Genomic DNA, 22716 nt, shown 5'->3' with positions numbered 1-22716 from the left:
CTTATTCATTTGCCGTTGTCCACCGTGCAGGTAGACTGGGCAAAATTTGCAGGCCATCTTTGAGGACTAGGCGTCAGAAATGAAGCAATTTATTGAATTTATTCCACTTATCGTTTTCTTTGCTGTCTACAAGTTCTACGACATCTACATGGCCACTGGCGCCCTGGTGGTGGTCACCGGTCTGCAGCTCGCCTATAGCTGGATCCGCTATCGCAAGGTCGAGAAGATGCAGCTATTTACTTTCCTGCTGGTCGGCTTCTTTGGCGGTCTCACCGTGTTCTTCCACGATGACACCTTCATCAAGTGGAAAGTGACCGTCATCAACGCCCTGTTTGCGCTGGGTCTGCTCATCAGCCGCTACGGCTTTGGCAAAAACCTGATCAAGCAGATGCTGGCCAAGGAGCTTCAGGCGCCCGACGCCATCTGGGATCGGGTCAACCTCGGCTGGGCCGGTTTCTTTGCCGTCTGCGGCCTGCTCAATCTCTATGTGGCCTTCAACCTGCCGCAGGAGATGTGGGTTAACTTCAAGGTGTTCGGCCTGCTGGGGATGACGCTGGTCTTTACCCTGCTCAGCGGTGTCTACCTCTACCGCCATATTCCGGCTGATCAAAAAGAACAGCTGAAAAAATAACCCTCATCAGAAAAGGATTGTCTCATGTGGTATCTCATCTACTCCGAAGATGTTCAGGGCAGCCTGCCGCTGCGCAAGCAGGTTCGCCCCGCCCATCTGGCTCGCCTGCAAGCCCTGCAGGATGAAGGTCGCCTGCTGACCGCCGGTCCTAATCCTGCCATCGATGCCGAGGATCCGGCCGATGCCGGCTTTACCGGCAGCACTGTCATCGCCGAGTTTGCCTCACAAGCGGACGCCCAGGCCTGGGCCGATGCCGATCCCTATGTGACAGCTGGCATCTATGCCAAAGTGACCATCAAACCGTTCAAGAAAGTCTTTTAAAACTGCGTCAAATACAAAGAGGCCGGAGTGGGTATGCAACCCGCTCCGGCCTCTTTTTATTGGGCGATGCGAAGCGTACTGGCAAGGTCACGCCCTGGCGACAAACCAGGGGTTGAGGATATCTGGCTTGTTATAGCGCAGCGGTGAACCATCGAGTTGGGTGACGCTGCCCCCCGCCCCCTCCAGCACCGCCTGCGCAGCGCCGGTATCCCACTCGCAGGTGGGTGCGAGGCGCGGATAGAGCTCGGCGTCCCCCTCGGCGATGATGCAGAACTTCAGCGAACTGCCCATGGAGACCAGTTCGATGTCGCCAAAAGGTGCCAAGAAATCGAGGGTCTCCTGCGACAGGTGGTTGCGACTGCCCACCACCCGCCACGCCTCTCCTTCACGATGAGGCCTGGTCTGGATGGACTCGCGCTTGCCACCAGCGATGCGCCAGGCGCCTACGCCTTTGCCGCCATACCAGAGCGTGTCCAGCACCGGCGCATAAACCAGCCCCCAGCGCGGCCCCCCCTCTTCAATCAGTGCGATATTGACGGTGAACTCACCGTTGCGGGAGACAAACTCCTTGGTGCCATCGAGGGGATCCACCAGCCAGTAGCGTGACCAGCCGTGGCGCGCTGCCATCACCTCTGGCCCCGACTCCTCGGACAATACAGGGATGTCGGGAGTCAGCCGTGCCAACGCCTGAACGATCACCTCATGAGCCCCCTTGTCGGCCGCGGTCAGCGGGCTCTCATCGCTCTTGTACTCCACCGCGAAAGGCTGGCTGTAGATGGCCATGATGGCCGCCCCCGCAGCGCGGGCGACAGGTTCAAGTTCGGTGATATCGGGGTGGTACAGGGGGTGATCCATAACAATCTCGTCCAACTCACAGGGTCGACCAGTGTAACCCTTTTGACATCAACTGCTTATAGCCGATTGTGCTGGGTTATTACGGCGCGGGAGTCGCCATCGCTTGAACAGGGCCAAAAATAACAAAGGACGCCGTGGCGTCCCTTGTTATTTTAGCTGCCTGCATCAGGCCGCCTGTCTGGTGGGTCAGATCCCCTGACGGGCTTCCTGCATCAGCAGGCGCATATCGCTCACGGCCTTGGCCAAGCCGTCGAAGGCGGCGCGACCAATAATGGCGTGGCCGATGTTGAGCTCATAGAGCTCGGGGATGGCGGCGATGGCCTTGACGTTGTGGTAGTGCAGGCCGTGACCGGCATTGACCTTGAGCCCCTTGCCAGCTGCATAGGAGGCACCGGCGGCGATGCGCTTGAACTCGGCGTTACGCTCGGCATCTGTGGTGGCATCGGCGTAACGACCGGTATGGATCTCGATAAAGGGAGCACCGCTCTCGGCAGCCGCATCGATCTGAATGGGATCGGCATCGATAAAGAGCGAAACCTGCGCCCCCACCGCGGAGAGACGGGCAACGGCATCAGTCACCTTGGCCAGCTGACCGGCCACATCCAGACCGCCCTCGGTGGTCACCTCGGTGCGCTTCTCCGGCACCAGACAGACGAAATGGGGCTTGATGCGGCAGGCGATACCGATCATCTCTTCGGTCACCGCCATTTCCAGATTCATTCTGGTCTGGATAGTCTGACGCAGGATCTCCACATCGCGGTCGGTGATGTGGCGGCGATCTTCTCGCAGATGCACGGTAATGCCATCGGCCCCGGCCTGTTCGGCCACGAAGGCGGCCTGTACCGGATCCGGATACTGGGTGCCCCGGGCGTTGCGCAGGGTGGCGATATGGTCGATGTTCACACCCAGATAGATTTCACTCATTGAGAACTCCTTGAAAGGCTTCATCTGTTGACTGCGCGGTCAGCGAATCACACCGCGCCAATATCCGTATGTCTGTAATCTGTGTCAGCCTTGCATACTGGCTTTGCGTTTTAAAAACAGCTCCCGACTCTTTAGCTGACGCTTGCCCAGATAGGGTTGCAGTGCCAATCGACTGAAACGTTTGGCCGCCTGCAGCAAGGGAGGGGTATCGAAACGTCCCTCGGCAAAGGCGAGCAGGTGGGCACCGAGAAACAGGGTACGGGGATCCGGCGCCCGCTCGCAAGCAACAAAGCCCAATTCACGCTCGAAGCCATAGAGCAAGGTCGGCTCGATGGGCGACTCGTCGTCCGCCGTGTATTCGAAATCCACCGCATAGCCAAGCGCCTGCAGCAGCAGGAACTCGAAGCGGCGCAGCGGCAGCTCCGGCGTCTCGCCGTCGGCCAGCGCCATGATGGCACGGGCATAGGCATCGAACACTTCAGGGAACGGGGTGTGGGCTTCCAGCAGGTAGTAAACCAGCTCGTTGAGATAGAGGCCGTAGAAGAGGCGATCGCCGCCGAGACGCAGGGAGTGATCCGGGCATTCGACCTGGGTGAGGTTCTTGAGATCACCCTTGCCGCGCCAGGCGATGGTGAGCAGGGTAAAGGGTTGCAGCAGCCCCTTGAGAGGGGAGCGTGGCCCGCGAGAACCGCGAGCCACCAGAGTAAATCGGCCACTATCCTGGGTGAAGACCTCGACCAGCTGGCTGGTCTCCCGATAGGGCCGACTGTGGATGACGAAAGCCGGGGTCAGCAATCAGTCGTCGCCATACCCGAGGCTGCGCAGGGCGCGCTCATCATCAGCCCAGCCCGACTTGACCTTGACCCACAGCTCGAGGTGCACCTTGTTCTGGAACAGCCGCTCCATATCGAGGCGCGCTTCGGTGCCGATGGTCTTGATCTTCTCGCCTTTGTTACCGATGACCATCTTCTTCTGGCCATCGCGCTCGACCAGAATGAGGCCGTGGATGTGGTAGAGGCCGTTCTCTTCCACCTTGAAGCGCTCGATCTCCACCGTCACCGAGTAGGGCAGCTCCTCACCGGTAAAGCGCATCAGCTTCTCGCGGATGATTTCGGAGGCCATAAAGCGGGAGGAGCGGTCGGTCACGTAATCTTCCGGGAAGAAATGGACGTTTTCCGGCAGCAGATCCTTGGCCCACTCGCGGATCTTCTCCACGTTAGTGCCCTTTTCGGCACTGATGGGCAGAATATGGGCGAAGTTCATCTGTTGGCCCAGCCACTCGAGGTGGGGAAGCAGATCTTCTTTCTCTTTGACGTTGTCGATCTTGTTGACCGCCAACACCACCGGGCACTTGAGATTGCGCAGCTTGCCCAGCACCATCTCGTCGTCTTTGGTCCAGTGGGTACCGTCGACCATGAACACCACCATGGCCACATCACCCAGCGAACTGGTGGCAGCACGGTTCATCAGGCGGTTGATGGCCCGTTTCTCTTCAATGTGCAGACCCGGGGTATCTACATAGATGGTCTGGTAGTTATCCTCGGTGTCGATCCCCAAAATCCGGTGACGGGTGGTCTGGGGCTTCTTCGAGGTAATGCTGACCTTCTGGCCAAGCAGCTTGTTGAGCAGGGTGGACTTGCCCACATTCGGGCGGCCCACGATGGCGACAAAGCCGCAGTAGGTGGTATCTGTCATGACAGTTTTTCCAATGCTTGCTGCGCCGCGGCCTGTTCGGCCTTGCGACGGCTGGTGCCGACCCCGACGAGGGGACCATCCAGACCTTCCACGTCACACTGGACGGTGAACTCCTGGTTGTGGGCCTCGCCCTTGACGTTGGTCACGGTGTAGGTCGGCAGGGATTTGCGGCTTCCCTGCAAAATTTCTTGCAGACGGGTCTTGGGATCTTTCTGCTCGATGCCAGGCTTGATCTCTTCCAGGCGGCTGGCGTACCAGCTCAGCAGCAGTGTCCGCACCGTCTCAAGATTGGTATCCAGATAGACGGCACCGATCACCGCCTCGACCGTGTCTGCCAGAATGGATTCGCGGCGAAAACCGCCGCTCTTGAGTTCGCCGGGACCGAGGATCAAGTGATCCCCGAGGTCGAACTCCCGGCCCAGTTCGGCCAGGGTCTTCTCGCGCACCAGGGTGGCGCGCATCCGGCTGAGATCCCCTTCCGCCGCTTGCGGGAAGCGGTGGAAGAGATCGTCGGCAATCACCAGACTCAAAATGGAGTCACCCAGAAATTCCAGTCGCTCATTGTGACGGGAACCGGCGCTGCGGTGAGTCAGCGCGCGGGTCAGCAGTTCCAGATCCGCAAAGACATGCCCGAGACGGGACTGCAGTCTGTTCATCTTGATATTCATTTACTTGATTCCGCCAATGCGGTTGAAGCGCACACCTGTCGGTACCCAACTTGGCAGCAGGGAGCCTTCTTCGCGCTCGAATTCAAAACTTATCCAGATAGCGACCGCCTTGCCGACCAGATTCTGCTCGGGCACAAAGCCCCAGAAGCGGCTGTCGGTGCTGTTGTCGCGGTTGTCGCCCATCACGAAATACTGGCCTTCCGGTACCACCCACTCGTCGGGGTAGGTGCCGGGCTGGCGATAGTAACGGCCAACCATGTCGGGCATCAGCGGATTGCGCAGGGTCTCGTGGGAGACATCACCCAACTGCTCGGTATAGCGGTCAAGGGGGATCCCCATCTGGGTAAATTCGCCTCTTTGTTCAAACTTGACGTCGAGCTTCTTGAAGCCCGGGCACGTTTTCCCTTCCTGCTCTTCGCACTTGGGCCGGATCATCAGCTCCTTGTTGCGATAGATGACCCGATCACCCGGCATGCCGACCACCCGCTTGATGTAGTCAACGCGCGGTTCAAGGGGATACTTGAACACCACCACGTCGCCACGTTTGGGCTCGCCAGTCTCGAGGAACTTGGTGTTGGTCACCGGGTCCCGCAGACCATAGGCAAATTTTTCCACCAGGATGAAGTCGCCCACCAGCAGGGTGGGCATCATGGAACCTGACGGGATCTGGAACGGTTCAAAAATGAACGAACGCAGGATCAGCACAAAGGTTATGACCGGGAAGACCCCGGCGGTCTGCTCAATCCAGACCGGCACGGGGGCGACCTGGCCAGGGTCTTCTCATCCAGGTGGGCACCGCCATGGGCACGAGCCACGGCAATCTTGGCGGCGCGCTGCTTGGACCAAATCATCTTGTCCAGACACCAGATAACACCGGTGATCGCGCAGACCACCACCAGGATCAGGGAAAACGTGCTTGCCATCTATTAATCCTTTCCGACGTGGAGAATCGCGAGGAAGGCTTCCTGCGGCACGTCGACACGGCCGAGGGACTTCATCCGCTTCTTACCTTCTTTCTGCTTGTTCAGCAGTTTCTTCTTACGACTCACGTCACCACCGTAGCACTTGGCGGTTACGTCTTTACGCAGTGCCTTGACGGTGCTGCGTGCGATGATCTGGTTGCCGATGGCCGCCTGAATGGCGATATCGAACATCTGGCGCGGGATCAGCTCACGCATCTTCTCCACCACCTGACGACCGCGATACTGGGCGTTGTCTTTGTGGGTGATGATGGCCAGGGCATCGACTCGCTCACCGTTGATCATAATGTCCAGACGGACCATGTCGGAGGTTTCGAAGCGCTTGAAGCCGTAGTCCAGCGAGGCGTAACCGCGACTGGTGGACTTCAGACGGTCGAAGAAGTCGAGCACCACTTCCGCCATCGGGATTTCATAGGTCAGCGCCACCTGCTTGCCGTGGTAGACCATGTTGGTCTGCACGCCACGCTTTTCGATACAGAGGGTGATGACGTTGCCCATGTACTCCTGCGGCAACAGGATATGACACTCGGCGATCGGCTCGCGCATCTCCTTGATGCTGGTGATGGCAGGCATCTGGGCCGGGCTGTCGATGTGGATGGTAGAACCGTCGGTCAGCTCGATCTCGTACACTACGGTCGGCGCCGTGGTGATCAGATCCAGATCGTATTCACGCTCCAGACGCTCCTGAATGATCTCCATGTGCAGCATGCCGAGGAAGCCACAACGGAAGCCGAAGCCCAGCGCAGTGGAGCTCTCCGGTTCGAAGAACAGGGAGGCATCGTTCAGGGAGAGCTTGTCGAGGGCATCACGGAACGACTCGTAGTCATCGCTGGAGATGGGGAACAGACCCGCATAAACCTGCGGCTTCACCTTCTTGAAGCCAGCCAGCGCCTTGTCGGCACCGTTCTTGGCCTGAGTCAGGGTATCGCCCACCGGCGCGCCGTGGATGTCCTTGATACCGCAGACAACCCAACCTACCTCGCCGCAACCCAGACCCTGAGTATCCACCTGCTTGGGCGTGAAGATACCGATACGATCGACACCCCACACCTGACCGGTGCTCATCACCTTGATCTTGTCGTTCTTCTTCAGGGAACCGTTCTTGATCCGCACCAAAGAGACAACCCCCAGATAGGAGTCGAACCAGGAGTCGATGATCAGCGCCTGCAACGGGGCATCCGGGTCACCTTCCGGCGCCGGGATCTTGGCGACGATCTCTTCCAGCACCAGATCAACACCCAGACCGGTCTTGGCGGAGCAGCGCACCGCATCAACCGCGTCGATACCGACGATGTCTTCGATCTCCTCGGCAACCCGCTCGGGTTCTGCGGCCGGCAGGTCAATCTTGTTCAGCACCGGCACCACTTCCAGATCCATTTCCATGGCGGTATAGCAGTTGGCCAGAGTCTGTGCCTCAACCCCCTGGCCGGCATCCACCACCAGCAGCGCCCCTTCACAGGCCGCCAAAGAGCGGGAGACCTCGTAGGAGAAATCCACGTGGCCCGGGGTGTCGATAAAGTTCAGCTGGTAGGTGTTACCGTCTTGTGCCTGGTAGTTCAGGGTCACACTCTGTGCTTTGATGGTAATGCCGCGCTCGCGCTCCAGATCCATGGAGTCAAGCACCTGAGCCTGCATCTCGCGGTCGGACAAGCCACCGCAAGTCTGGATCAGACGGTCCGACAGGGTCGATTTACCGTGGTCGATGTGCGCAATAATCGAAAAGTTACGAATGTGTTTCATCGAGCAAGAGTCACTCAAAATTAGTTAAGGTCAGTTATGGAGGCGCGATTTTACTGGATAACCCGGCTGACGGCCATTCTTTAGTCGCCAGCGCCAGTGAAATAGCGCCTGTTCAGTCAGGGGAGGATGCGGACAGGGACTACCACGCCGAGCATCTGCGGGCCGTAGCGCCCCTGATCCAGGCGGTTGGAAAAGTAACGAACCAGTAAAAAGCCCAGCACGCCCCCCAGCAGGCAGCAGAGAATGGTAATTCCCTCCCCGCCCGAGAGCAGCGGTGCCAGCCAGAGCTGCCCCAGCAAGGCGCCGGCCAACAGACAAAACAGCGGCAACACATAGACCAGCGTAGCCCCGCGCAGCAGACTCTCCTGCGGGATACCGAGCCTCACTTGCTGGCCAACCCGCACCTCGGCGGTCAGCCTGACCCGCAAGCGGGGGGCTTTCAGGGGAAACGCCTTGGCCACGGTGCCGGTACCGCAGTTGGATTGCTGCTGACAACCGCTGCAGGCGGAGCGACGCTCGCACTCCACCCAGGCATGGTCACCCTCAATGGCCACCACGGTCGCCAGCTCTTCACTCATCTCATTCACGGCAACACCTCGGGTTCACACAATCAGGGGATCTGACCACGACTCGCCACGCTCGGCAAGCGGGGGACAACCCCGCATCCCCCGTTACTGCACCGCTTCGTTGCGGGCCAGCGGCTGGACCGACTCGGCTATGCGCTTGGCGGTTTCGGCAGGCACCTCGCCGACCACGGTGATCTCGACCCCCACCTCGTTGACATAGCTCACCAGCGAGGTCGCCCCCTGGCGGATCAGCTGCTGGCGCACCGCCTGCTTGGGATCCACCCGGGAGACATAGACCGAGAGATCCACCAGCCCGTCGGAGAGCATCATGTAATCCACCGGCATACTAGTGGTCACCAGCTGGTGCCGGTCTTGCGACAGCACCTTAAAGCCATCGGGCAACCAGGTGATCTGCCAGTTCAACTGCTGTTGCGGCGCTGGATAGGCATCCTCCAGCGCCAGCGCCGGAGGCTGCTTGCTGTTGGCCAGCTTCACCAGCCAGGGGGCCGGTTTGCTCTGCAGATCCAGCTCGACACCGAGCACCTGCTCCACTAGATTGCCTTCCCGCTCGACCATGTCGATCCGCAGCAGCAAGTGGCTCTGCTCATCAATCCAGAGCACGAAACCATATTTGTCGGCCTCTTTAGGCACCAGCCTTACCACCTGCGCCACCACACCGGCAACCCGGCTGCGGCCGGCCAGCACAGGATCATAGCTCTCCAGCACCTGTGCCAGCGGCATCTTCACCAGGGTCGACCAGATGCCGGGGAAGCGGGCATCCTTCAGGGTGTAGGGATCGTGGCTGTTTTCAAAGAAGGTGTATTCGTTCTGACGCTGGAGATACTCGATCGCCTTGCCATCGAGGTAACTGAGGTGGGCCACTTCCTTGCCGTTGATCACGGCATGGCTGATCCGGATCGGTTCAAGACGCCCCTGACGGGCCTTGACCATGGACAACTCGAAATTCTGTTGCTGCACGGCACTCTGCATCTGCTGCAACAAGGCCTCGGCCGACTTATCGTCGGCCGAGGCCTTGGCACTAATCAGCAGGAGAGAGGCCAGCAAAATACGGCTGGACTGGCGCACGTTTGTATCCCTGACAATTCGTTATTGTTGGATCTGTCTGTCTTGCAACAGGCGCTGCTGCAACTGGTGGTCACGCAGGAAGGCATTGATCCGCTCCCGCTGCTCCTGCATCTGCTGTTCGGTCAGCCCCTGCTGACGGGCGCGGGCACCGTCCTGTTGCGGATAGTGAACACTCACAGGTGCAGCACTGCCACCGATTGGAATGGTATTGAGAACCGGATTGGCCGGAACGCCATCCGGTCCCTGATACTGCTGCACCCCGAAGATCACGGCAGCGGCCACAGATGCAGCAATGGCATATTGACCCAGCTGCTGACCAACACGGCGGAACAACGGAACCACATTGGAATCAGTCTTGACCGGCGCAACGGCTGGTTGCAGCACGGGAGCCGTCTCGACCGGCTTGGGTGCCAGTATGGTGGGCTCATCCTCCAGCGCAGCCATGATGCTGTCACTGAGATCCAGTTGCAGATTGACCGGCAGGTCACCCCGCATGGCATCGCCGATCAGGTGGTAACGACCCCAGGTATCTTGCAAGTCGGAGTACATCTCCAGCTCGTTCAGTACCTCTGCGTCACTCAGGTCACCATCCATCAGGGCAGAGATTTGCTCTTTATTTGCCATAAGTTAACCCGTCTTTCCCCAGTTAATTCTCGATCAGAGGTTGCAGCTTTTTATCGATTGCTTCCCTCGCCCGGAAGATACGGGATCTCACCGTACCCACCGGACAATCCATGATTTCGGCAATCTCTTCGTAACTCAGCCCTTCCAGTTCGCGAAGGGTGATAGCTGTCCTCAGGTCTTCAGGCAATGCCTCTATGGCTGAAAACACTGTGCGTTTGATCTCGTCAGTCAGCGCCAGGTTTTCGGGGGTTGAGACCTCTTGCAAGGCTTCACCACCACCATAAGACTCCGCTTCGTCAGCCTCCACATCACTGCTGGGCGGCCTGCGCCCCTGGGAGGTGAGATAATTCTTCGCCGTGTTCACGGCAATTCGGTACAACCAGGTGTAAAAAGCACTTTCGCCACGGAATGTCGGCAATGCACGGTAGGCTTTTATAAAGGCCTCTTGCGCCACATCGGGCACATCACCGGGATTGTTGACATACCTGGCAACCAGGTTGACCACCTTATGCTGGTATTTTTTTACCAACAGGTTGAAAGCTGCTTTGTCGCCGCGCTGGACCCGTTCAACCAGCTGTTCGTCCAGTAGATTCTGGTCGCTCATCAGAGCCGTAAAACCCCCATCAGGTTATCGTTCTTCTTTTCCGGCCCTTCCTAAGCGCACAAGTTCAGACAGGGAGAATCAGAGAAAGTTCGCTTCAATTGAAAAAAATGTGATGCAAGCTGCATCCTCGCCCTCGCTTGGGCTACCATGGTGCCAGTTCTTAATCCAGGCCAATGATACTTATGAAAGCAAGTGTTGAATACCTTTGCGATGTACTGATCATTGGCAGCGGTGCCGCTGGTTTGTCCCTCGCGTTGCGATTGGCAGACCACGCCAAAGTCCTGGTTCTGAGCAAGGGGCCCATCAGTGAAGGGGCCACTTTCTATGCGCAAGGAGGCATCGCTGCCGTTTTCGACGAAACCGACAGCATCGAATCCCACGTGAGCGATACGCTCAACGCGGGCGCCGGGTTGTGTGACCCGGCAGTGGTGGAGTTCACCGCTCGCCACGCCCGCGAGTCCATCCAGTGGCTCATTCAGCAAGGGGTCCCCTTCGATCAGGAGGAGAACGCCGACGGCGAGTCCCAGTACCACCTCACCCGGGAAGGGGGCCACAGCCATCGCCGCATCTTCCACGCGGCGGATGCCACCGGTAAGGCGGTGCAGCTCACCCTGATCGATCAGGTGCGCGCTCACCCCAATATCCAGCTGATGGAGCGCTTCAACGCGGTCGACCTCATCACCACCCGCAAGCTCAACCTGCCGGGCAACAAAGTGCTGGGGGCCTACGTCTGGAACCGCAACGCCGAGCAGGTCGAGGTGATCCGTGCCCGTTTCGTGGCGCTGGCCACCGGTGGCGCCTCCAAGGTCTACCAGTACACCTCCAACCCGGATGTGAGCTCTGGCGATGGCATCGCCATGGCATGGCGGGCTGGCTGCCGGGTGGCAAACCTGGAATTCAACCAGTTCCACCCCACCAGCCTGTTCCACCCCGATGATCCCAACTTCCTGCTGACCGAAGCCCTGCGTGGCGAGGGGGCCTATCTGCGCCGCCCGGACGGCAGCCGCTTTATGCCGGAGTTTGACGAGCGGGCCGAGCTGGCACCGCGGGATATCGTCGCCCGCGCCATCGACCACGAGATGAAGCGGCTCGGGGCGGATTGCATGTATCTGGACATCAGCCACAAACAGGCCGATTTCATCATCAAGCACTTCCCGACCATTTATGAGCGTTGCCTCGCGGTCGGCATCGATATCACCAAGGAGCCGATGCCCATCGTGCCAGCCGCCCACTACACCTGTGGCGGCGTGATGATCGATAACAACGGCCAGACCGATATCCCCGGCCTCTACGCCATCGGTGAAGTGACCTACACCGGTCTGCACGGCGCCAACCGCATGGCCTCCAACTCCCTGCTGGAATGCGTGGTCTATGCCCATCAGGCAGGGGCCGACATTCTGGCCAAGCTGCCGATGAGTGTGGAGCCGCCGCGCCTGCCGGTGTGGGACGAGAGCAAGGTGGAAGATTCCGACGAACTGGTGGTGATCCAGCACAACTGGCACGAGCTGCGGCTGATGATGTGGGACTACGTGGGGATAGTGCGAACCAACAAACGCCTGGCCCGCGCCAAGCGCCGCATCGACCTGCTCAAGCAGGAGGTGCAGGAGTACTACGCCAACTTCCGCGTCTCCAACAACCTGCTGGAGCTGCGCAACCTGCTGCAGGTGGCCGAGCTTATCGTCAACTGCGCCCTGCAGCGCAAGGAGTCTCGCGGCCTGCACTACAACCTGGATTATCCGAATATGCTGCCGGACTCCAAGCCGACTGTGCTGACCCCGGAGCGGGATTAATCCCCCTTCCCGCAAAGCGTTGCAGCAATCAGTGACCCCGCCATGGCGGGGTCACTTGTTTTCAACCGCTTTTCAGTCACAAAAAGAGTACCGTCATCAGCCACATGGCAGCGGATCATCGCGATAAATCAGCACATGGTCATCACGGGAAAACTGCGTTAGTGCCTGGACGGCAGAAAGTGGATGGCTCGCGCCAGCAGGCGGTAATGTTCGGGGGAAAGGGCGTCGGAGAAGAGCCACAATTGCCGTGGCGACACGCCTCCACTCTCTTGCGGTTCGGGACAAAGTGCCAGCCTGAGCGCGCCGGGCAGAATGCGGCTTTTCTTGTCGAGCTGATAGCGACGACCTTGCCACTGCAGCCACTGGCCATCCCAGACAAGCTCGAACGGGGGCGCGGCGAGGGTGTGGCAGCTCAACCAGAGCGCCGCCAGCCAGACGGGCAGCAACAGCGCCCACTGCCAACCGGCAATCAGGCCAGCCACCGGCCAGAGCAGCAACAGAAAGAGGGCCACCAGCAAATATTGCTGATGGCGGGAGGGGTGAACCGTCATGATCACCCGCTCCACGGTATTACCCCTGGCGGTCGTGGCGCGCCTGATTGCGCTCCAGGATCATCGGGATCATGGCGGCAAATGCGGGATCGGCAGGGACACCATGACCCATGCACCATTTGAACAGATCCGGATCGTCGCTCGCCAGCAGGCGGATAAAGGTCTGCTGATCGGCTTCGCTCAGGGAGTCGAACTCGTGTTCGAAAAAGGGCATAAAGATCACATCCAGCTCGAGCATACCGCGACGGCAGGCCCACTTCAGGCGGGATTTTTCAACTGGGCTCAACATGGCACTCTCCTTACAAAGACCGGGGGATGGTACCAGCTGGATTTTCCGGCTGACAAACATTAGTTACGTCTTTACCATGCAGCTCACATACTTTCTCTCTGGAATACCATCGTGAGCCTGCAACCACCTGTTTTTCCTGCCGAGCCGACCCGCTTCCCCCTGACCAAGCTGGCCATCACCCGTATCAGCGGCCAGGATCGCGCCAAATATCTGCAAGGTCAGGTCACCTGTGATGTCAACGCCCTGCAACCGGGGCAACAGACCCCGGGCGGCCACTGTGATCCCAAGGGCAAGCTGTGGAGCAATTTCCGCCTGCTCTGCCTCGACGACAGTCTGCTGCTACTGACCAGCCCTTCGGTACTTGAGCGTCAGCTGCCGGAGCTGAAGAAATTTGCCGTCTTCTCCAAGGTCGAGATCGCCGCCGATGAGCGTCACGCCACCGGGATCGCCGGTACGGGCAGCGATGCGTGGATCGCCGCGCAGTTTGGCCTTGAGCAGAGCGGCCTTATCGACGGCGGTATGGCGGTGAAGATCGAACAGGATCGCTGGCTGCTGGTGAGCAGTCAGCAAGCCGACGCCCTGCCGCAAGGGGACGAGTCACTCTGGTGGGGGCTCGAGATCAAGGCGGGCCTGCCACACATGGAAGCTGTGCATCAGGGGGAGTTCATCCCGCAGATGCTCAACCTGCAGGCACTGGACGGCATCAGCTTCAACAAGGGCTGCTACATGGGGCAAGAGACGGTGGCTCGCGCCAAATATCGCGGCGCCAACAACCGCGCCCTGTTCCTGCTGGCGGGCACTGCCGGCGAGCCGGTCGCCAGCGGCGATACTCTGGAGCTGCAACTGGGTGACAACTGGCGCCGCAGCGGCATGGTGCTCAACGCCTGGCAACAGGCCGGGCAGGTGTGGCTCACCGCCGTATTGCCGAAAGATACCGAGGCTGACGCCCGTTTTCGCCTCAAGCAGGAGGAGAGCTCCCAGCTCACCCTGCAACCCCTCCCCTACGAACTGACCGAGTAAGGTCGGCTAGCGAGGCACGCGCGCCAGCAGGGCCTCCTTCAGCCAGCGCCCCGCCTGCCCCAACGGGCGGGCGCGATGCCACTGCAACTCCAGCGCCAGCGCGTGGCTGGCGATAAAGTCCGGCTCCAGCACCACAACTTCACCCCGCTTCAGCGGTTGATGCAGCAGAAATTCCGGAATGGCGGACCAGCCAAGGCCCCGCTTGACCAGCTCCAGTACCCCGAGATCTCCCTCGACCCACCACACCTGAGCCGAGATGCGAAAACGCTGACGCTCGCTCCCTTCCCGTCGGCCGGTCACCATCAGCTGGCGTGCCCCCTGCAGATCGACCTCCCGCAGCGGCTGCTTGCGAGCCAATGGATGATCCGGTGACACCACCAGCGGCATGGTCACCTCCCCCAGCGAACGGGCGACGATCTCCCGCTGGGGATGCACCTTCTGATAGCTGATGCCGAGCTGGGCCCGGCCAGTCACCAGCATCTCGGTCACATCCTCCATCAGCGGGAAGAGCAGCTCCAGCTCCACGGTCGGATAGCGGGTGGCGAACTCCTCCAGCAGGGTGCCGAGCCAGGGGAGGTGGGAGTCATCATCGATGGCCAGGGTGAGGCGCGTCTCCACCCCGGCCGCCAGCTCCCCGGCAATGGATTGCAATCGTTCACTCTGCGCCAGCAGGATCCCCGCCTCCTGCACCATGCGGGCCCCCGCCTCCGTCAGCTGCGGATAGCGGCCGCTGCGGTCAAACAGGGTGAGCGCCAGATCGATCTCCAGATTGGCGATGGCGCTGCTCACCACCGACTGCGCCTTGCCCAGCTTGCGGGCGGCAGCGGAAAACGAGCCGGTTTCGGCGGCCGCCAGCAAGATCCTCAGTTGTTCCAGTGATGGCGTCATCTTATGGCCCTCCGGCAAGCCCTCTCATCCATCTATTTTAGCGATGGATACCAACATGAATCTATCGCTAAAGATCTATAGATTAACCAGCAATCCGTGAATAAATCTGATTGAGAGAGTGACTTATGCGTACCCGTAACGATCGCCTGCGCCATGCCATTGGCTTTGAATTCATTGGCCTGCTGATTGCCGCCCCGCTGGCCAGCTGGGTCACCGGGGTCGGGCTCAACCATATGGGCCCGCTGGCACTGTTCTTCTCGGTGCTGGCCACCGTCTGGAACTACATCTACAACATCGGGGTCGACAAGCTGCTGCTCAAATATCAGGGCCATACCCACAAAACCCTGTGGCAACGGGTGCTGCATACCTTCGGCTTTGAGGGCGGTCTGCTGATCGTCGCGCTGCCGGTCATGTCCTGGTGGCTGAGCGTCAGCATGCTGGAGGCGCTGGTGCTGGATCTGGGCTTCGTCGTCTTCTACCTGATCTATGCCTTCGTCTACAACTGGGGCTATGACAAGGTGTTCCCCATCCCCCGCGAAGTGCCGCACGGCATGCCCCAAGAGGCGCGCTAAGGCACGAATCCGTTGGATTGAAACCGAGAAGCGAAGAGCAACAAGGAAAGACTACAGAAGAAACGACACGGCCCCATCATGGCAGACATGATGGGGCCGCAACAGGGATCGGCGCTGGCAGGCCGGCTGATTCAGAGGTAAGGATTCAGGCCTGCCCGTCGCTCAAGCCTGGGCTTTGAGCTCTTCGCCGCTCTCGTCGGCCGCGGCAGCCTCTTCAGGCTGGGCTTGGGCAGCCTGCAGCGCTTCCAGCTCGCTCTGATAATCGCTCAGGATCTGCTGGGCAACCGCCATATCACCCTTGTGTTTGCGCTCGAACAGATGGTGCTGCACCACGCCGTTGAGATACTCCACCGTGATGGGCTGCTCAAGGGTGGCCATCAGCTCCTCTTTCTCCAGCTCGGCATTGATTTCATCGGCGGTCGTGCGCAGCAGCCCGGCCAATTGAACCAACATGCGGCGCTCACCTTCGCGCAGCAGGCTCAACATGCGGTTTCTCTGCTGCTCATTCTGTTGGGTCATACATTTCCTTACGTCAATTGGGAACAAGCCCGCTCATTCTGCCCTGTCCCCATGACAGCGTCTATCTCATGCCCCCCACAAATTTTTGGCGCTGGCTCACAAATGGCTACAGATGCTATTTGAAGTGGCTCTGGGGTATAGTAGCCGCTGATTTTCAGGCGCTTTTTTCACCTTCATCCGCGGAAAGGGATGAGACGGCAAGGGCGCCTGCCCGGTTTACCCCAACGAGGTGAAGATCCGCTTTATGACCGACGCCATTGTGGTGCTCTGCACCAGCCCAGATCAAACCAGTGCCGACCTTCTCTGCGAACAGCTGCTGAACCAGCGGTTGGCCGCCTGCATCAATCAACTGCCGGGCGTCACCTCTGTCTATCGCTGGCAAGGCAAGGTGGAGCGCGCCACCGAGATCCAGCTCATCATCAAATCTCGCCAGCCACTCTTTGCCGGGCTGCAGGCATGTATTCAAGCCCATCACCCCTATGAGGTGCCCGAGCTGCTGGCCCTGCCGGTGAGTGCCGGACTACCCGCCTATCTCGACTGGCTCAATGGGGAAACCGCATGACGTTCAACCGCTTGCTCTCTCCACTGCTGCTCTGTGCCCTGTTGATGACAGCGGTGGGCAGCTCCCCAGCCCACGCCAGCGGCGCCGATCTGCTCAGCTCGCTGGGTATTGAGGCCAACGCCAAGCCCAAATTTTTGCAGGTCGATGAGGCATTTCAGATCGAGAGCGAACAGCGCGGCGATCAGCTGCTGCTGACTCTCCACATCGCCGATGACTACTACCTCTATCGCCACAGCCTGCGCTTCAAGGGGAACAACCTCAGCTTCAGCGAGCCGACCCTGCCGGAAGGCACCGAGCACGAGGATGACTTCTTCGGCAAGACCCGGGTCTACTACCAGCAGGTGAGCATCGCGGTGCCGCTAAAGGAGGTGGGGGAAAATGCCACCCTGCGGGTGCGCTATCAGGGCTGTACCGACGGCCTCTGCTACCCGCCGACCGACAAACTGATCGACGTGGCCCCGCGGGTCACGGCAACCACAGCGTCCACTGCTGATACGGCACAAAGCGTCGCACCGGTTAGCCAGCAAGATCAGCTGGCCGCCGCCCTCGGCCATCAGGGGTTCTGGCTCAGCATCGTCGCCTTCTTCGCACTGGGGCTGGGGCTCGCCTTCACCCCCTGCGTCTTCCCCATGTACCCGATCCTGACCGGCATCATCGCCGGTGCTGGCCATCGCCTCTCCACCGGCCGTGCCTTCCTGCTCTCCCTGGTCTATGTGCAGGGGATGGCGGTCACCTACACCCTGCTGGGGCTGGTAGTGGCCTCGGCGGGTCTGAAATTCCAGGCGGCGCTGCAACACCCCTATGTGCTGATCGGTCTATCGGTGATGTTCGTGCTGCTGGCCCTCTCCATGTTCGGGCTCTACACCCTGCAACTGCCGAGCAGTTTGCAAACCCGTCTCTCCGGCCTCTCCAACCGCCAGCAGGGCGGCTCTGTGGTCGGGGTCGCCATCATGGGGATGATCTCCGGGCTGGTCTGCTCCCCCTGCACCACAGCGCCGCTCTCGGGGGCACTGATCTACGTGGCCCAGAGCGGCGATCTCTGGCTCGGCGGCGCTGCGCTCTATGCGCTGTCACTGGGGATGGGTCTGCCGCTGCTGCTGCTCGGCACCTCGGGTGGCAAGCTGCTGCCCAAGGCGGGCGCCTGGATGGATGTGATCAAGCAGCTATTTGGCTTTGCCCTGCTGGCGGTACCGATCCTGCTGCTGTCACGGCTCTGGAGCGATCAAGTTACTACCCTCGCCTGGCTCGGCTGGGGGCTGCTGCTGTGCGGTTATCTCTATCACCACAACCAGCACCAGCCCCACTCAGTGGCCAAAAGCGTGCGCGGCTTCGTGCTGTTGCTGGCGATGATCAGCGCCGTGGTAGTGGGCAAGGATCTGCTGCAACCGGCCACCCCTGCTGCCGCCACGGCGGATGCCAGTCAAACGGCGCCGCAGTTTATCCGCATCAAGACGCTGGATGATCTCAAGGTGCAGCTGGCCGCCGCCCGCGGCAAACCGGTGCTGCTCGACCTCTACGCCGACTGGTGCGTCGCCTGCAAGGAGTTCGAGCACAAGACCTTCAGCGATCCAGCTGTGCGGGAGCGCTTCGGCCAGATGGTGCTGCTGCAGGCAGACGTCACTGCCAACGACGATGCCGATATCGAGCTGCTCAACGGCCTCAATGTGCTCGGGCTGCCGACCCTCATCTTCTTCGACCGCGAGGGCAAGGAGCTGGCAGGGCAACGGGTTACCGGTTTTATGGGGCCTGCCGAGTTTTTGGGCAAGCTTGATCAGCTACGCTGACCAGCGGCGCCCCTGTCGACAGGCGGGGGCCGCCTTATACGTTACGCGCTGATTTTTCTGGCAATCCCTTGTATATGACCGGCAGCATGGCAGAATTTGCCCTTCGATTGTCTCGCCCGTCCGGAGTTTTGATGAAAAAGTGGTTCATCCCCCTGCTAGCCCTCTGGCTTTATGGCTGCAGTGCAGGGCCCGGTGAAGAGGATATCCGGAGCCAAGTTACCGCTAAGTTGCTGGCCGAGACAGACGCCAACCTGTTCGAAATCAGCGACTTCACCATCCTCGGCAAGGAGGAGCGGATGGAGGGGGTCTATCTGGTCAAGGTGAGTTACCAGCTCCACTTCAAGCAGGGGCTCGATCAGTTGCAGGTGTTGCACGACGAGGATCTGGTCTACGACCGGGTAGGCCCCTTCCAGCAGGAGATGGGGCTGATGGAGCTCGAGCGCAAATATGGCGAGTTCAAGGCGGGCCAGGTGCTGCCACAAGAGGCAGAGGTGTGGATGATGAAGGACGAACAGGGGTGGCGGCTGGCGGAACCGGCCCAATAAAGGGCTTCTCACCCCTTCTGTCTGCAACGGCAGATCTGCCATTGCCAACCAGCTCAAACCTGGGTATCGACCCGATACCCTTTTCGCTCGGCAGGTTCGTTCGGCAGCTTGCTGGCCAACCCTGACAGCACCTCCTTGAGGGTGACCCCGCTCTCTGCCGCACCGCTGCTCTCAAGCAGCTTGGTCAGCTGGCTCTGCAAGGGGTTCACCGCTTCGATCTCGGCTACTTGCTCGCTCTCTTTTCCCTGCCCGCCCTGTTGATCCAGCGTCTCCAGCAGGCGCGCCAGATCCCGCTTGAGCGGGTTTTCGCTGCTGTCGGCGATGGCGAGTTTGCGCTGTTCCTGCTCTTGCCGCTGCTGTTGCTGCAATGCCAGCTGTTGCTCCTGCTGCTGTTGCAGGGAGCCCATCATGGTGTTGATGAACGCTTCCAGCGAATCCCTGATTGAAACAGTGCCACCGCCGCGGCTCTCCCCTTGCTGTGACAGCCCCAGCTCATCCAGCACAGCGCCAAGGTCGCGCACCAGGCTGTCACTGCCCGTTGATGGTGAAGTTGCAGCCCTCTCTTGTGCCTGCACAGCGGGAGAATCCTGCCGTTGCGCCAGCGGGCTCAGCCCGCCTGACGCGACCACATTTATCTCCATCTTGGTCCTCCTCTCCCCGCCCTCTGGCCCTTTTTCGGCAAATATTCCGGCAATCTGACAAACCCTTGCCCCTTGGCAGATAACCGCTCTCACACCTAAAAGATAGCGCCAACCAGACAAGATTGGCGCGAATGCATCTTTTGGTCTATCAGGCGGAACGATAGTGCCAACCCGCTATAAACAAGGAGTTGGCAAAAAGGGGCCACGTTCAGCCATCACTGCGCAGGCTGACAATGGGGGTCAGAAGATATCCTTCATCCGGTGCCACAACATTCCCAGTGCCAACAGCGGGGAGCGCAGCGCCGGGCCGCCAGGGAAGGTGATATGGGGCACGCTGGCAAAGAGATCGAAACCCCGGCTCTCGCCGCGGATCGCCTCGGCTACCAGCTTGCCCGCCATATGGGTGGCGTTGAGGCCATGCCCCGAGTAGGCCTGGGCATAGAGCACGTTGGGGTGAGCCTTCAAGCGGCCAATCTGCGGCAGCCGGTTGGCGCCAATCCCGATCATCCCGCCCCACTGAAACTCGATGGCGGTGCCAGCCAGCTCGGGGAAGACTCGCAGCATCTTGGGCAACATAAAGGCCTTGATGTCGCGGGGATCCCTTCCCGAGTAGTTGCAGGCCCCGCCGAACAGCAGACGACCGTCGGCGGAGAGGCGGTAGTAGTCGAGCGCCACGTTCTGATCGCACACCGCCATATTTTGCGGCAGCAAGCGCTGGCGCAAGCGGCGATCCAGCACTTCGGTGGCGAGGATGTAGGAGCCCGCGGGCAGCACCCGCCCGCCCAGCTCCGGATTGAGGTCATTGAGATAGGCGTTGCAGCCGATCACCAGATAGTCGGCAGTGACCCGGCCGTGGGCGGTGGTCACCTCTACCTGCTTGCCGTAATCGATATGGGTCACTCTGGAGTGTTCAAACAGGGAAACCCCGAGGCTGGCTGCGGCGCGCGCCTCGCCGAGCGCCAGATTGAGGGGATGGAGATGGCCTGAGCCCATGTCGATGAGGCCGCCGATATAGCGATCCGACCCCACCACGCTATGGATATCTTCCCGTGGCACCAGCTTGAGTTCGTGCTCATAGCCCAGACTCGCCAGATGGTCGAGATCTTCCTCAAAGCCGGCCAGATGGCGCTGACGGGTGGCAAGGTCGCAGTAACCCCAGGTGAGATCGCACTCGATATTGAACCGCTCGACCCGCTCGCGTACCAGCTGCACCGCCTCCAGCCCCATCAGGTCGAGCTCGCGAACCCCATCCTCACCAATCCAGCGGGCGAACTGGCTGGTGTCATGGCCGATACCGCGAATAAGCTGGCCGCCGTTGCGCCCGGAGGCACCCCAGCCGATACGGTTGGCCTCCAGCAAGGCAACCTTGTACCCGGCATCCGCCAGATTGATGGCGGTATTGAGACCGGTAAAACCGCCGCCGATGATGCAGACGTCAGCCTTGTGCTCCCCCTCCAGCTCAGGCCACTGTTGCGAATCGTTGCGGGTGGCCGCGTAGTAGGAGGCGACATGCTCCTGATATCCGTTGTGCTTTCCTGCCTGCATACTCAGCATCCTGCCTTGGTTGCAAATTGTTTAATAAAATAAGCAAAGTTGTTTCGATAATACCCAGTTCCTCCTCCACTCACCAACCGGTGCGGATCACAGAAATGCAAAAGGCGCCCCGAAGGGCGCCTTTTCATGCAATCAAGGTGCTGTAACGAATTACAGTACGTCGATGGCGTTCAGGTCGGAGAATGCTTTTTCCAGACGAGCGATCATAGAAGTCTGACCTTCACGCAGCCATACGCGCGGATCGTAGTACTTCTTGTTCGGCTTGTCGGCGCCTTCCGGGTTGCCCAGCTGGCCTTGCAGGTAAGCTTCGTTCTTCTTGTAGAAGTTCAGCAGACCTTCCCAGGTTGCCCACTGGGTGTCGGTGTCGATGTTCATCTTCACTACGCCGTAGGAGATGGACTCGCGGATCTCTTCCAGAGTGGAACCTGAACCACCGTGGAATACGAAGTCCAGAGACTTGGCTGGGATGCCAAACTTCTCGGAAACGTACTTCTGGGAAGCGTCCAGGATGGACGGGGTCAGCTTGACGTTACCCGGCTTGTATACACCGTGTACGTTGCCGAAGGAGGCAGCGATGGTGAAACGCGGGCTGATCTTGGACAGACGCTCGTAAGCGTAAGCAACATCTTCCGGCTGGGTGTACAGAGCGGACTGATCCATGTGGCTGTTGTCGACGCCGTCTTCTTCGCCACCGGTGCAACCCAGTTCCAGCTCCAGAGTCATGTTCATCTTGGCCATGCGGGTCAGGTACTCGCAGCAGATATCGATGTTCTCTTCCAGAGACTCTTCAGACAGATCCAGCATGTGGGAGGAGAACAGCGGCTTGCCGGTTTCAGCAAAGTGCTTCTCACCCGCTTCCAGCAGACCGTCGATCCACGGCAGCAGCTTCTTGGCAGCGTGGTCGGTGTGCAGGATTACCGGCACGCCGTAAGCTTCGGCAACAGCGTGAACGTGCTTGGCACCAGAGATGGCACCCAGGATGGCCGCTTTCTGACCTTCCAGCTTCAGACCCTTACCGGCGGTGAACACGGCACCACCGTTGGAGAACTGAACGATAACCGGCGCTTTAACCTTGGCGGCAGCTTCCAGTACGGCGTTAACGGAGTCGGTACCAACGCAGTTTACGGCCGGCAGAGCAAAGCCGTTCTCTTTAGCGATGGCGAACACTTTCTGAACGTCATCACCAGTGATCACGCCGGGTTTTACGAAGTCGAAAATTTTCTTAGACATGTTTAATCGTCCTGTCTCGTATGCCGTTAATAAAAAAATGGGGGGTTCATCATGAACCGGCACAGCGGGCACATGAT

Annotated in this window: 25 protein-coding genes and 1 pseudogene; 8 read left to right on the top strand and 18 right to left on the bottom strand. The window is 59.8% G+C overall.

All coding sequences use genetic code 11. The annotated features are described in order from the left end of the window. Positions 1 to 79: 79 nt before the first annotated feature. On the top strand, positions 80 to 631 hold the full coding sequence (locus ACTG1P_RS17765; protein ID WP_041210614.1) for a septation protein A: 552 nt from the start codon (positions 80 to 82) through the stop codon (positions 629 to 631). A 24-nt stretch (positions 632 to 655) separates the two neighbouring features. Continuing rightward, positions 656 to 952: a YciI family protein gene (locus ACTG1P_RS17760; RefSeq protein ID WP_440001836.1), complete on the top strand. Its 297-nt coding sequence runs from the start codon at positions 656 to 658 to the stop codon at positions 950 to 952. An 87-nt stretch (positions 953 to 1039) separates the two neighbouring features. Here ACTG1P_RS17760 and cysQ read toward each other — a convergent pair whose 3' ends face one another. The 11 genes and pseudogenes from cysQ to rpoE all read right to left on the bottom strand — a co-directional run bounded on the left by cysQ (position 1040) and on the right by rpoE (position 10694). After that, positions 1040 to 1807, bottom strand: a complete 768-nt coding sequence (gene cysQ, locus ACTG1P_RS17755) for a 3'(2'),5'-bisphosphate nucleotidase CysQ (RefSeq protein ID WP_440001835.1) — start codon at positions 1805 to 1807, stop codon at positions 1040 to 1042. Positions 1808 to 1993: 186 nt separating this feature from the next. Next, positions 1994 to 2731 carry a pyridoxine 5'-phosphate synthase gene (gene pdxJ / locus ACTG1P_RS17750; protein ID WP_005340919.1) on the bottom strand — a complete coding sequence of 246 codons (738 nt, stop codon included), beginning with the start codon at positions 2729 to 2731 and terminating at the stop codon, positions 1994 to 1996. Positions 2732 to 2815: 84 nt separating this feature from the next. Then, positions 2816 to 3526, bottom strand: a complete 711-nt coding sequence (gene recO / locus ACTG1P_RS17745) for a DNA repair protein RecO (protein ID WP_005335391.1) — start codon at positions 3524 to 3526, stop codon at positions 2816 to 2818. Next, entirely contained in the window at positions 3527 to 4426 is a 900-nt protein-coding gene (era, locus tag ACTG1P_RS17740; RefSeq protein ID WP_005335393.1) for a GTPase Era, read from the bottom strand. It abuts the gene before it with no gap. After that, on the bottom strand, positions 4423 to 5094 hold the full coding sequence (gene rnc, locus ACTG1P_RS17735; protein ID WP_005335394.1) for a ribonuclease III: 672 nt from the start codon (positions 5092 to 5094) through the stop codon (positions 4423 to 4425). The genes era and rnc overlap by 4 nt, the downstream gene beginning before the upstream one ends. Continuing rightward, positions 5095 to 6017 (bottom strand): annotated as a pseudogene (lepB, locus tag ACTG1P_RS17730) (signal peptidase I). Between the two features lie 3 nt (positions 6018 to 6020). Next, the gene (gene lepA / locus ACTG1P_RS17725; protein WP_005335396.1) at positions 6021 to 7814 is read right to left on the bottom strand and encodes a translation elongation factor 4; all 1794 of its coding nucleotides are present in this window, start codon (positions 7812 to 7814) and stop codon (positions 6021 to 6023) included. A 116-nt stretch (positions 7815 to 7930) separates the two neighbouring features. Next, positions 7931 to 8392, bottom strand: coding sequence for a SoxR reducing system RseC family protein (locus ACTG1P_RS17720; protein WP_201972855.1), 462 nt, complete (start codon positions 8390 to 8392; stop codon positions 7931 to 7933). A gap of 93 nt (positions 8393 to 8485) precedes the next feature. Further along, the gene (locus ACTG1P_RS17715) at positions 8486 to 9466 is read right to left on the bottom strand and encodes a MucB/RseB C-terminal domain-containing protein (protein ID WP_005335407.1); all 981 of its coding nucleotides are present in this window, start codon (positions 9464 to 9466) and stop codon (positions 8486 to 8488) included. Between the two features lie 21 nt (positions 9467 to 9487). Beyond that, on the bottom strand, positions 9488 to 10090 hold the full coding sequence (locus ACTG1P_RS17710; protein ID WP_440001834.1) for an RseA family anti-sigma factor: 603 nt from the start codon (positions 10088 to 10090) through the stop codon (positions 9488 to 9490). Positions 10091 to 10112: 22 nt separating this feature from the next. Beyond that, positions 10113 to 10694, bottom strand: a complete 582-nt coding sequence (gene rpoE, locus ACTG1P_RS17705; RefSeq protein WP_005335411.1) for an RNA polymerase sigma factor RpoE — start codon at positions 10692 to 10694, stop codon at positions 10113 to 10115. 182 nt (positions 10695 to 10876) lie between these two features. Here rpoE and nadB point away from each other — a divergent pair, with 182 nt between their 5' ends. Continuing rightward, the gene (gene nadB / locus ACTG1P_RS17700) at positions 10877 to 12484 is read left to right on the top strand and encodes an L-aspartate oxidase (RefSeq protein ID WP_440001833.1); all 1608 of its coding nucleotides are present in this window, start codon (positions 10877 to 10879) and stop codon (positions 12482 to 12484) included. A 158-nt stretch (positions 12485 to 12642) separates the two neighbouring features. On the opposite strand, the gene ACTG1P_RS17695 is transcribed toward nadB, so the two are convergent. Next, positions 12643 to 13035: a protein YgfX gene (locus ACTG1P_RS17695; RefSeq protein WP_440001831.1), complete on the bottom strand. Its 393-nt coding sequence runs from the start codon at positions 13033 to 13035 to the stop codon at positions 12643 to 12645. A 19-nt stretch (positions 13036 to 13054) separates the two neighbouring features. Continuing rightward, on the bottom strand, positions 13055 to 13324 hold the full coding sequence (locus tag ACTG1P_RS17690) for an FAD assembly factor SdhE (RefSeq protein WP_005335417.1): 270 nt from the start codon (positions 13322 to 13324) through the stop codon (positions 13055 to 13057). Between the two features lie 111 nt (positions 13325 to 13435). Here ACTG1P_RS17690 and ygfZ point away from each other — a divergent pair, with 111 nt between their 5' ends. Continuing rightward, positions 13436 to 14344: a tRNA-modifying protein YgfZ gene (ygfZ, locus tag ACTG1P_RS17685; RefSeq protein WP_440001830.1), complete on the top strand. Its 909-nt coding sequence runs from the start codon at positions 13436 to 13438 to the stop codon at positions 14342 to 14344. 6 nt (positions 14345 to 14350) lie between these two features. Here ygfZ and ACTG1P_RS17680 read toward each other — a convergent pair whose 3' ends face one another. Then, on the bottom strand, positions 14351 to 15232 hold the full coding sequence (locus tag ACTG1P_RS17680; RefSeq protein WP_042080104.1) for a LysR family transcriptional regulator: 882 nt from the start codon (positions 15230 to 15232) through the stop codon (positions 14351 to 14353). 125 nt (positions 15233 to 15357) lie between these two features. Between ACTG1P_RS17680 and ACTG1P_RS17675 the strand changes: the two genes are divergently transcribed. Next, entirely contained in the window at positions 15358 to 15804 is a 447-nt protein-coding gene (locus ACTG1P_RS17675) for a PACE efflux transporter (protein ID WP_005335423.1), read from the top strand. Between the two features lie 162 nt (positions 15805 to 15966). On the opposite strand, the gene ACTG1P_RS17670 is transcribed toward ACTG1P_RS17675, so the two are convergent. Continuing rightward, complete coding sequence (locus tag ACTG1P_RS17670; protein ID WP_005362699.1) at positions 15967 to 16323, bottom strand: hypothetical protein; 357 nt, start codon at positions 16321 to 16323, stop codon at positions 15967 to 15969. A gap of 244 nt (positions 16324 to 16567) precedes the next feature. Between ACTG1P_RS17670 and cutA the strand changes: the two genes are divergently transcribed. The 3 genes from cutA to ACTG1P_RS17655 all read left to right on the top strand — a co-directional run bounded on the left by cutA (position 16568) and on the right by ACTG1P_RS17655 (position 19214). Beyond that, positions 16568 to 16885 carry a divalent-cation tolerance protein CutA gene (cutA, locus tag ACTG1P_RS17665; protein WP_440001829.1) on the top strand — a complete coding sequence of 106 codons (318 nt, stop codon included), beginning with the start codon at positions 16568 to 16570 and terminating at the stop codon, positions 16883 to 16885. Then, positions 16882 to 18669, top strand: coding sequence for a protein-disulfide reductase DsbD (locus tag ACTG1P_RS17660; protein WP_440001828.1), 1788 nt, complete (start codon positions 16882 to 16884; stop codon positions 18667 to 18669). Before cutA ends, ACTG1P_RS17660 begins: the two co-directional genes overlap by 4 nt. Positions 18670 to 18800: 131 nt before the next feature. Next, entirely contained in the window at positions 18801 to 19214 is a 414-nt protein-coding gene (locus tag ACTG1P_RS17655; protein ID WP_440001827.1) for a hypothetical protein, read from the top strand. Positions 19215 to 19267: 53 nt separating this feature from the next. On the opposite strand, the gene ACTG1P_RS17650 is transcribed toward ACTG1P_RS17655, so the two are convergent. From ACTG1P_RS17650 to fbaA, 3 genes are all read right to left on the bottom strand, one after another. Further along, positions 19268 to 19855 (bottom strand): hypothetical protein, encoded by a 588-nt coding sequence (locus ACTG1P_RS17650; protein ID WP_440001826.1) that lies wholly within the window; start codon positions 19853 to 19855, stop codon positions 19268 to 19270. Between the two features lie 240 nt (positions 19856 to 20095). Continuing rightward, complete coding sequence (locus tag ACTG1P_RS17645; protein WP_440001825.1) at positions 20096 to 21400, bottom strand: NAD(P)/FAD-dependent oxidoreductase; 1305 nt, start codon at positions 21398 to 21400, stop codon at positions 20096 to 20098. A gap of 159 nt (positions 21401 to 21559) precedes the next feature. After that, positions 21560 to 22639, bottom strand: a complete 1080-nt coding sequence (fbaA, locus tag ACTG1P_RS17640; RefSeq protein ID WP_005335434.1) for a class II fructose-bisphosphate aldolase — start codon at positions 22637 to 22639, stop codon at positions 21560 to 21562. Positions 22640 to 22716 lie beyond the last annotated feature (77 nt).

The sequence above is a fragment of the Aeromonas sp. 11P genome (assembly GCF_051920165.1).
Lineage (GTDB): Bacteria > Pseudomonadota > Gammaproteobacteria > Enterobacterales > Aeromonadaceae > Aeromonas > Aeromonas veronii.
This window is presented reverse-complemented; position numbering and strand designations above follow the sequence as displayed.

Bases quoted from the DNA above. Each gene is read 5' to 3' on its own strand.
- ACTG1P_RS17765 (WP_041210614.1), top strand. From the start codon at position 80: ATGAAGCAATTTATTGAATTTATTCCACTTATCGTTTTCTTTGCTGTC.
- ACTG1P_RS17760 (WP_440001836.1), top strand. From the start codon at position 656: ATGTGGTATCTCATCTACTCCGAAGATGTTCAGGGCAGCCTGCCGCTG.
- cysQ (WP_440001835.1), bottom strand. From the start codon at position 1,807: ATGGATCACCCCCTGTACCACCCCGATATCACCGAACTTGAACCTGTC.
- pdxJ (WP_005340919.1), bottom strand. From the start codon at position 2,731: ATGAGTGAAATCTATCTGGGTGTGAACATCGACCATATCGCCACCCTG.
- era (WP_005335393.1), bottom strand. From the start codon at position 4,426: ATGACAGATACCACCTACTGCGGCTTTGTCGCCATCGTGGGCCGCCCG.
- rnc (WP_005335394.1), bottom strand. From the start codon at position 5,094: ATGAATATCAAGATGAACAGACTGCAGTCCCGTCTCGGGCATGTCTTT.
- lepA (WP_005335396.1), bottom strand. From the start codon at position 7,814: ATGAAACACATTCGTAACTTTTCGATTATTGCGCACATCGACCACGGT.
- ACTG1P_RS17720 (WP_201972855.1), bottom strand. From the start codon at position 8,392: ATGAGTGAAGAGCTGGCGACCGTGGTGGCCATTGAGGGTGACCATGCC.
- ACTG1P_RS17710 (WP_440001834.1), bottom strand. From the start codon at position 10,090: ATGGCAAATAAAGAGCAAATCTCTGCCCTGATGGATGGTGACCTGAGT.
- rpoE (WP_005335411.1), bottom strand. From the start codon at position 10,694: ATGAGCGACCAGAATCTACTGGACGAACAGCTGGTTGAACGGGTCCAG.
- nadB (WP_440001833.1), top strand. From the start codon at position 10,877: ATGAAAGCAAGTGTTGAATACCTTTGCGATGTACTGATCATTGGCAGC.
- ACTG1P_RS17695 (WP_440001831.1), bottom strand. From the start codon at position 13,035: ATGACGGTTCACCCCTCCCGCCATCAGCAATATTTGCTGGTGGCCCTC.
- ACTG1P_RS17690 (WP_005335417.1), bottom strand. From the start codon at position 13,324: ATGTTGAGCCCAGTTGAAAAATCCCGCCTGAAGTGGGCCTGCCGTCGC.
- ACTG1P_RS17680 (WP_042080104.1), bottom strand. From the start codon at position 15,232: ATGACGCCATCACTGGAACAACTGAGGATCTTGCTGGCGGCCGCCGAA.
- ACTG1P_RS17675 (WP_005335423.1), top strand. From the start codon at position 15,358: ATGCGTACCCGTAACGATCGCCTGCGCCATGCCATTGGCTTTGAATTC.
- ACTG1P_RS17670 (WP_005362699.1), bottom strand. From the start codon at position 16,323: ATGACCCAACAGAATGAGCAGCAGAGAAACCGCATGTTGAGCCTGCTG.
- cutA (WP_440001829.1), top strand. From the start codon at position 16,568: ATGACCGACGCCATTGTGGTGCTCTGCACCAGCCCAGATCAAACCAGT.
- ACTG1P_RS17660 (WP_440001828.1), top strand. From the start codon at position 16,882: ATGACGTTCAACCGCTTGCTCTCTCCACTGCTGCTCTGTGCCCTGTTG.
- ACTG1P_RS17655 (WP_440001827.1), top strand. From the start codon at position 18,801: ATGAAAAAGTGGTTCATCCCCCTGCTAGCCCTCTGGCTTTATGGCTGC.
- ACTG1P_RS17650 (WP_440001826.1), bottom strand. From the start codon at position 19,855: ATGGAGATAAATGTGGTCGCGTCAGGCGGGCTGAGCCCGCTGGCGCAA.
- ACTG1P_RS17645 (WP_440001825.1), bottom strand. From the start codon at position 21,400: ATGCAGGCAGGAAAGCACAACGGATATCAGGAGCATGTCGCCTCCTAC.
- fbaA (WP_005335434.1), bottom strand. From the start codon at position 22,639: ATGTCTAAGAAAATTTTCGACTTCGTAAAACCCGGCGTGATCACTGGT.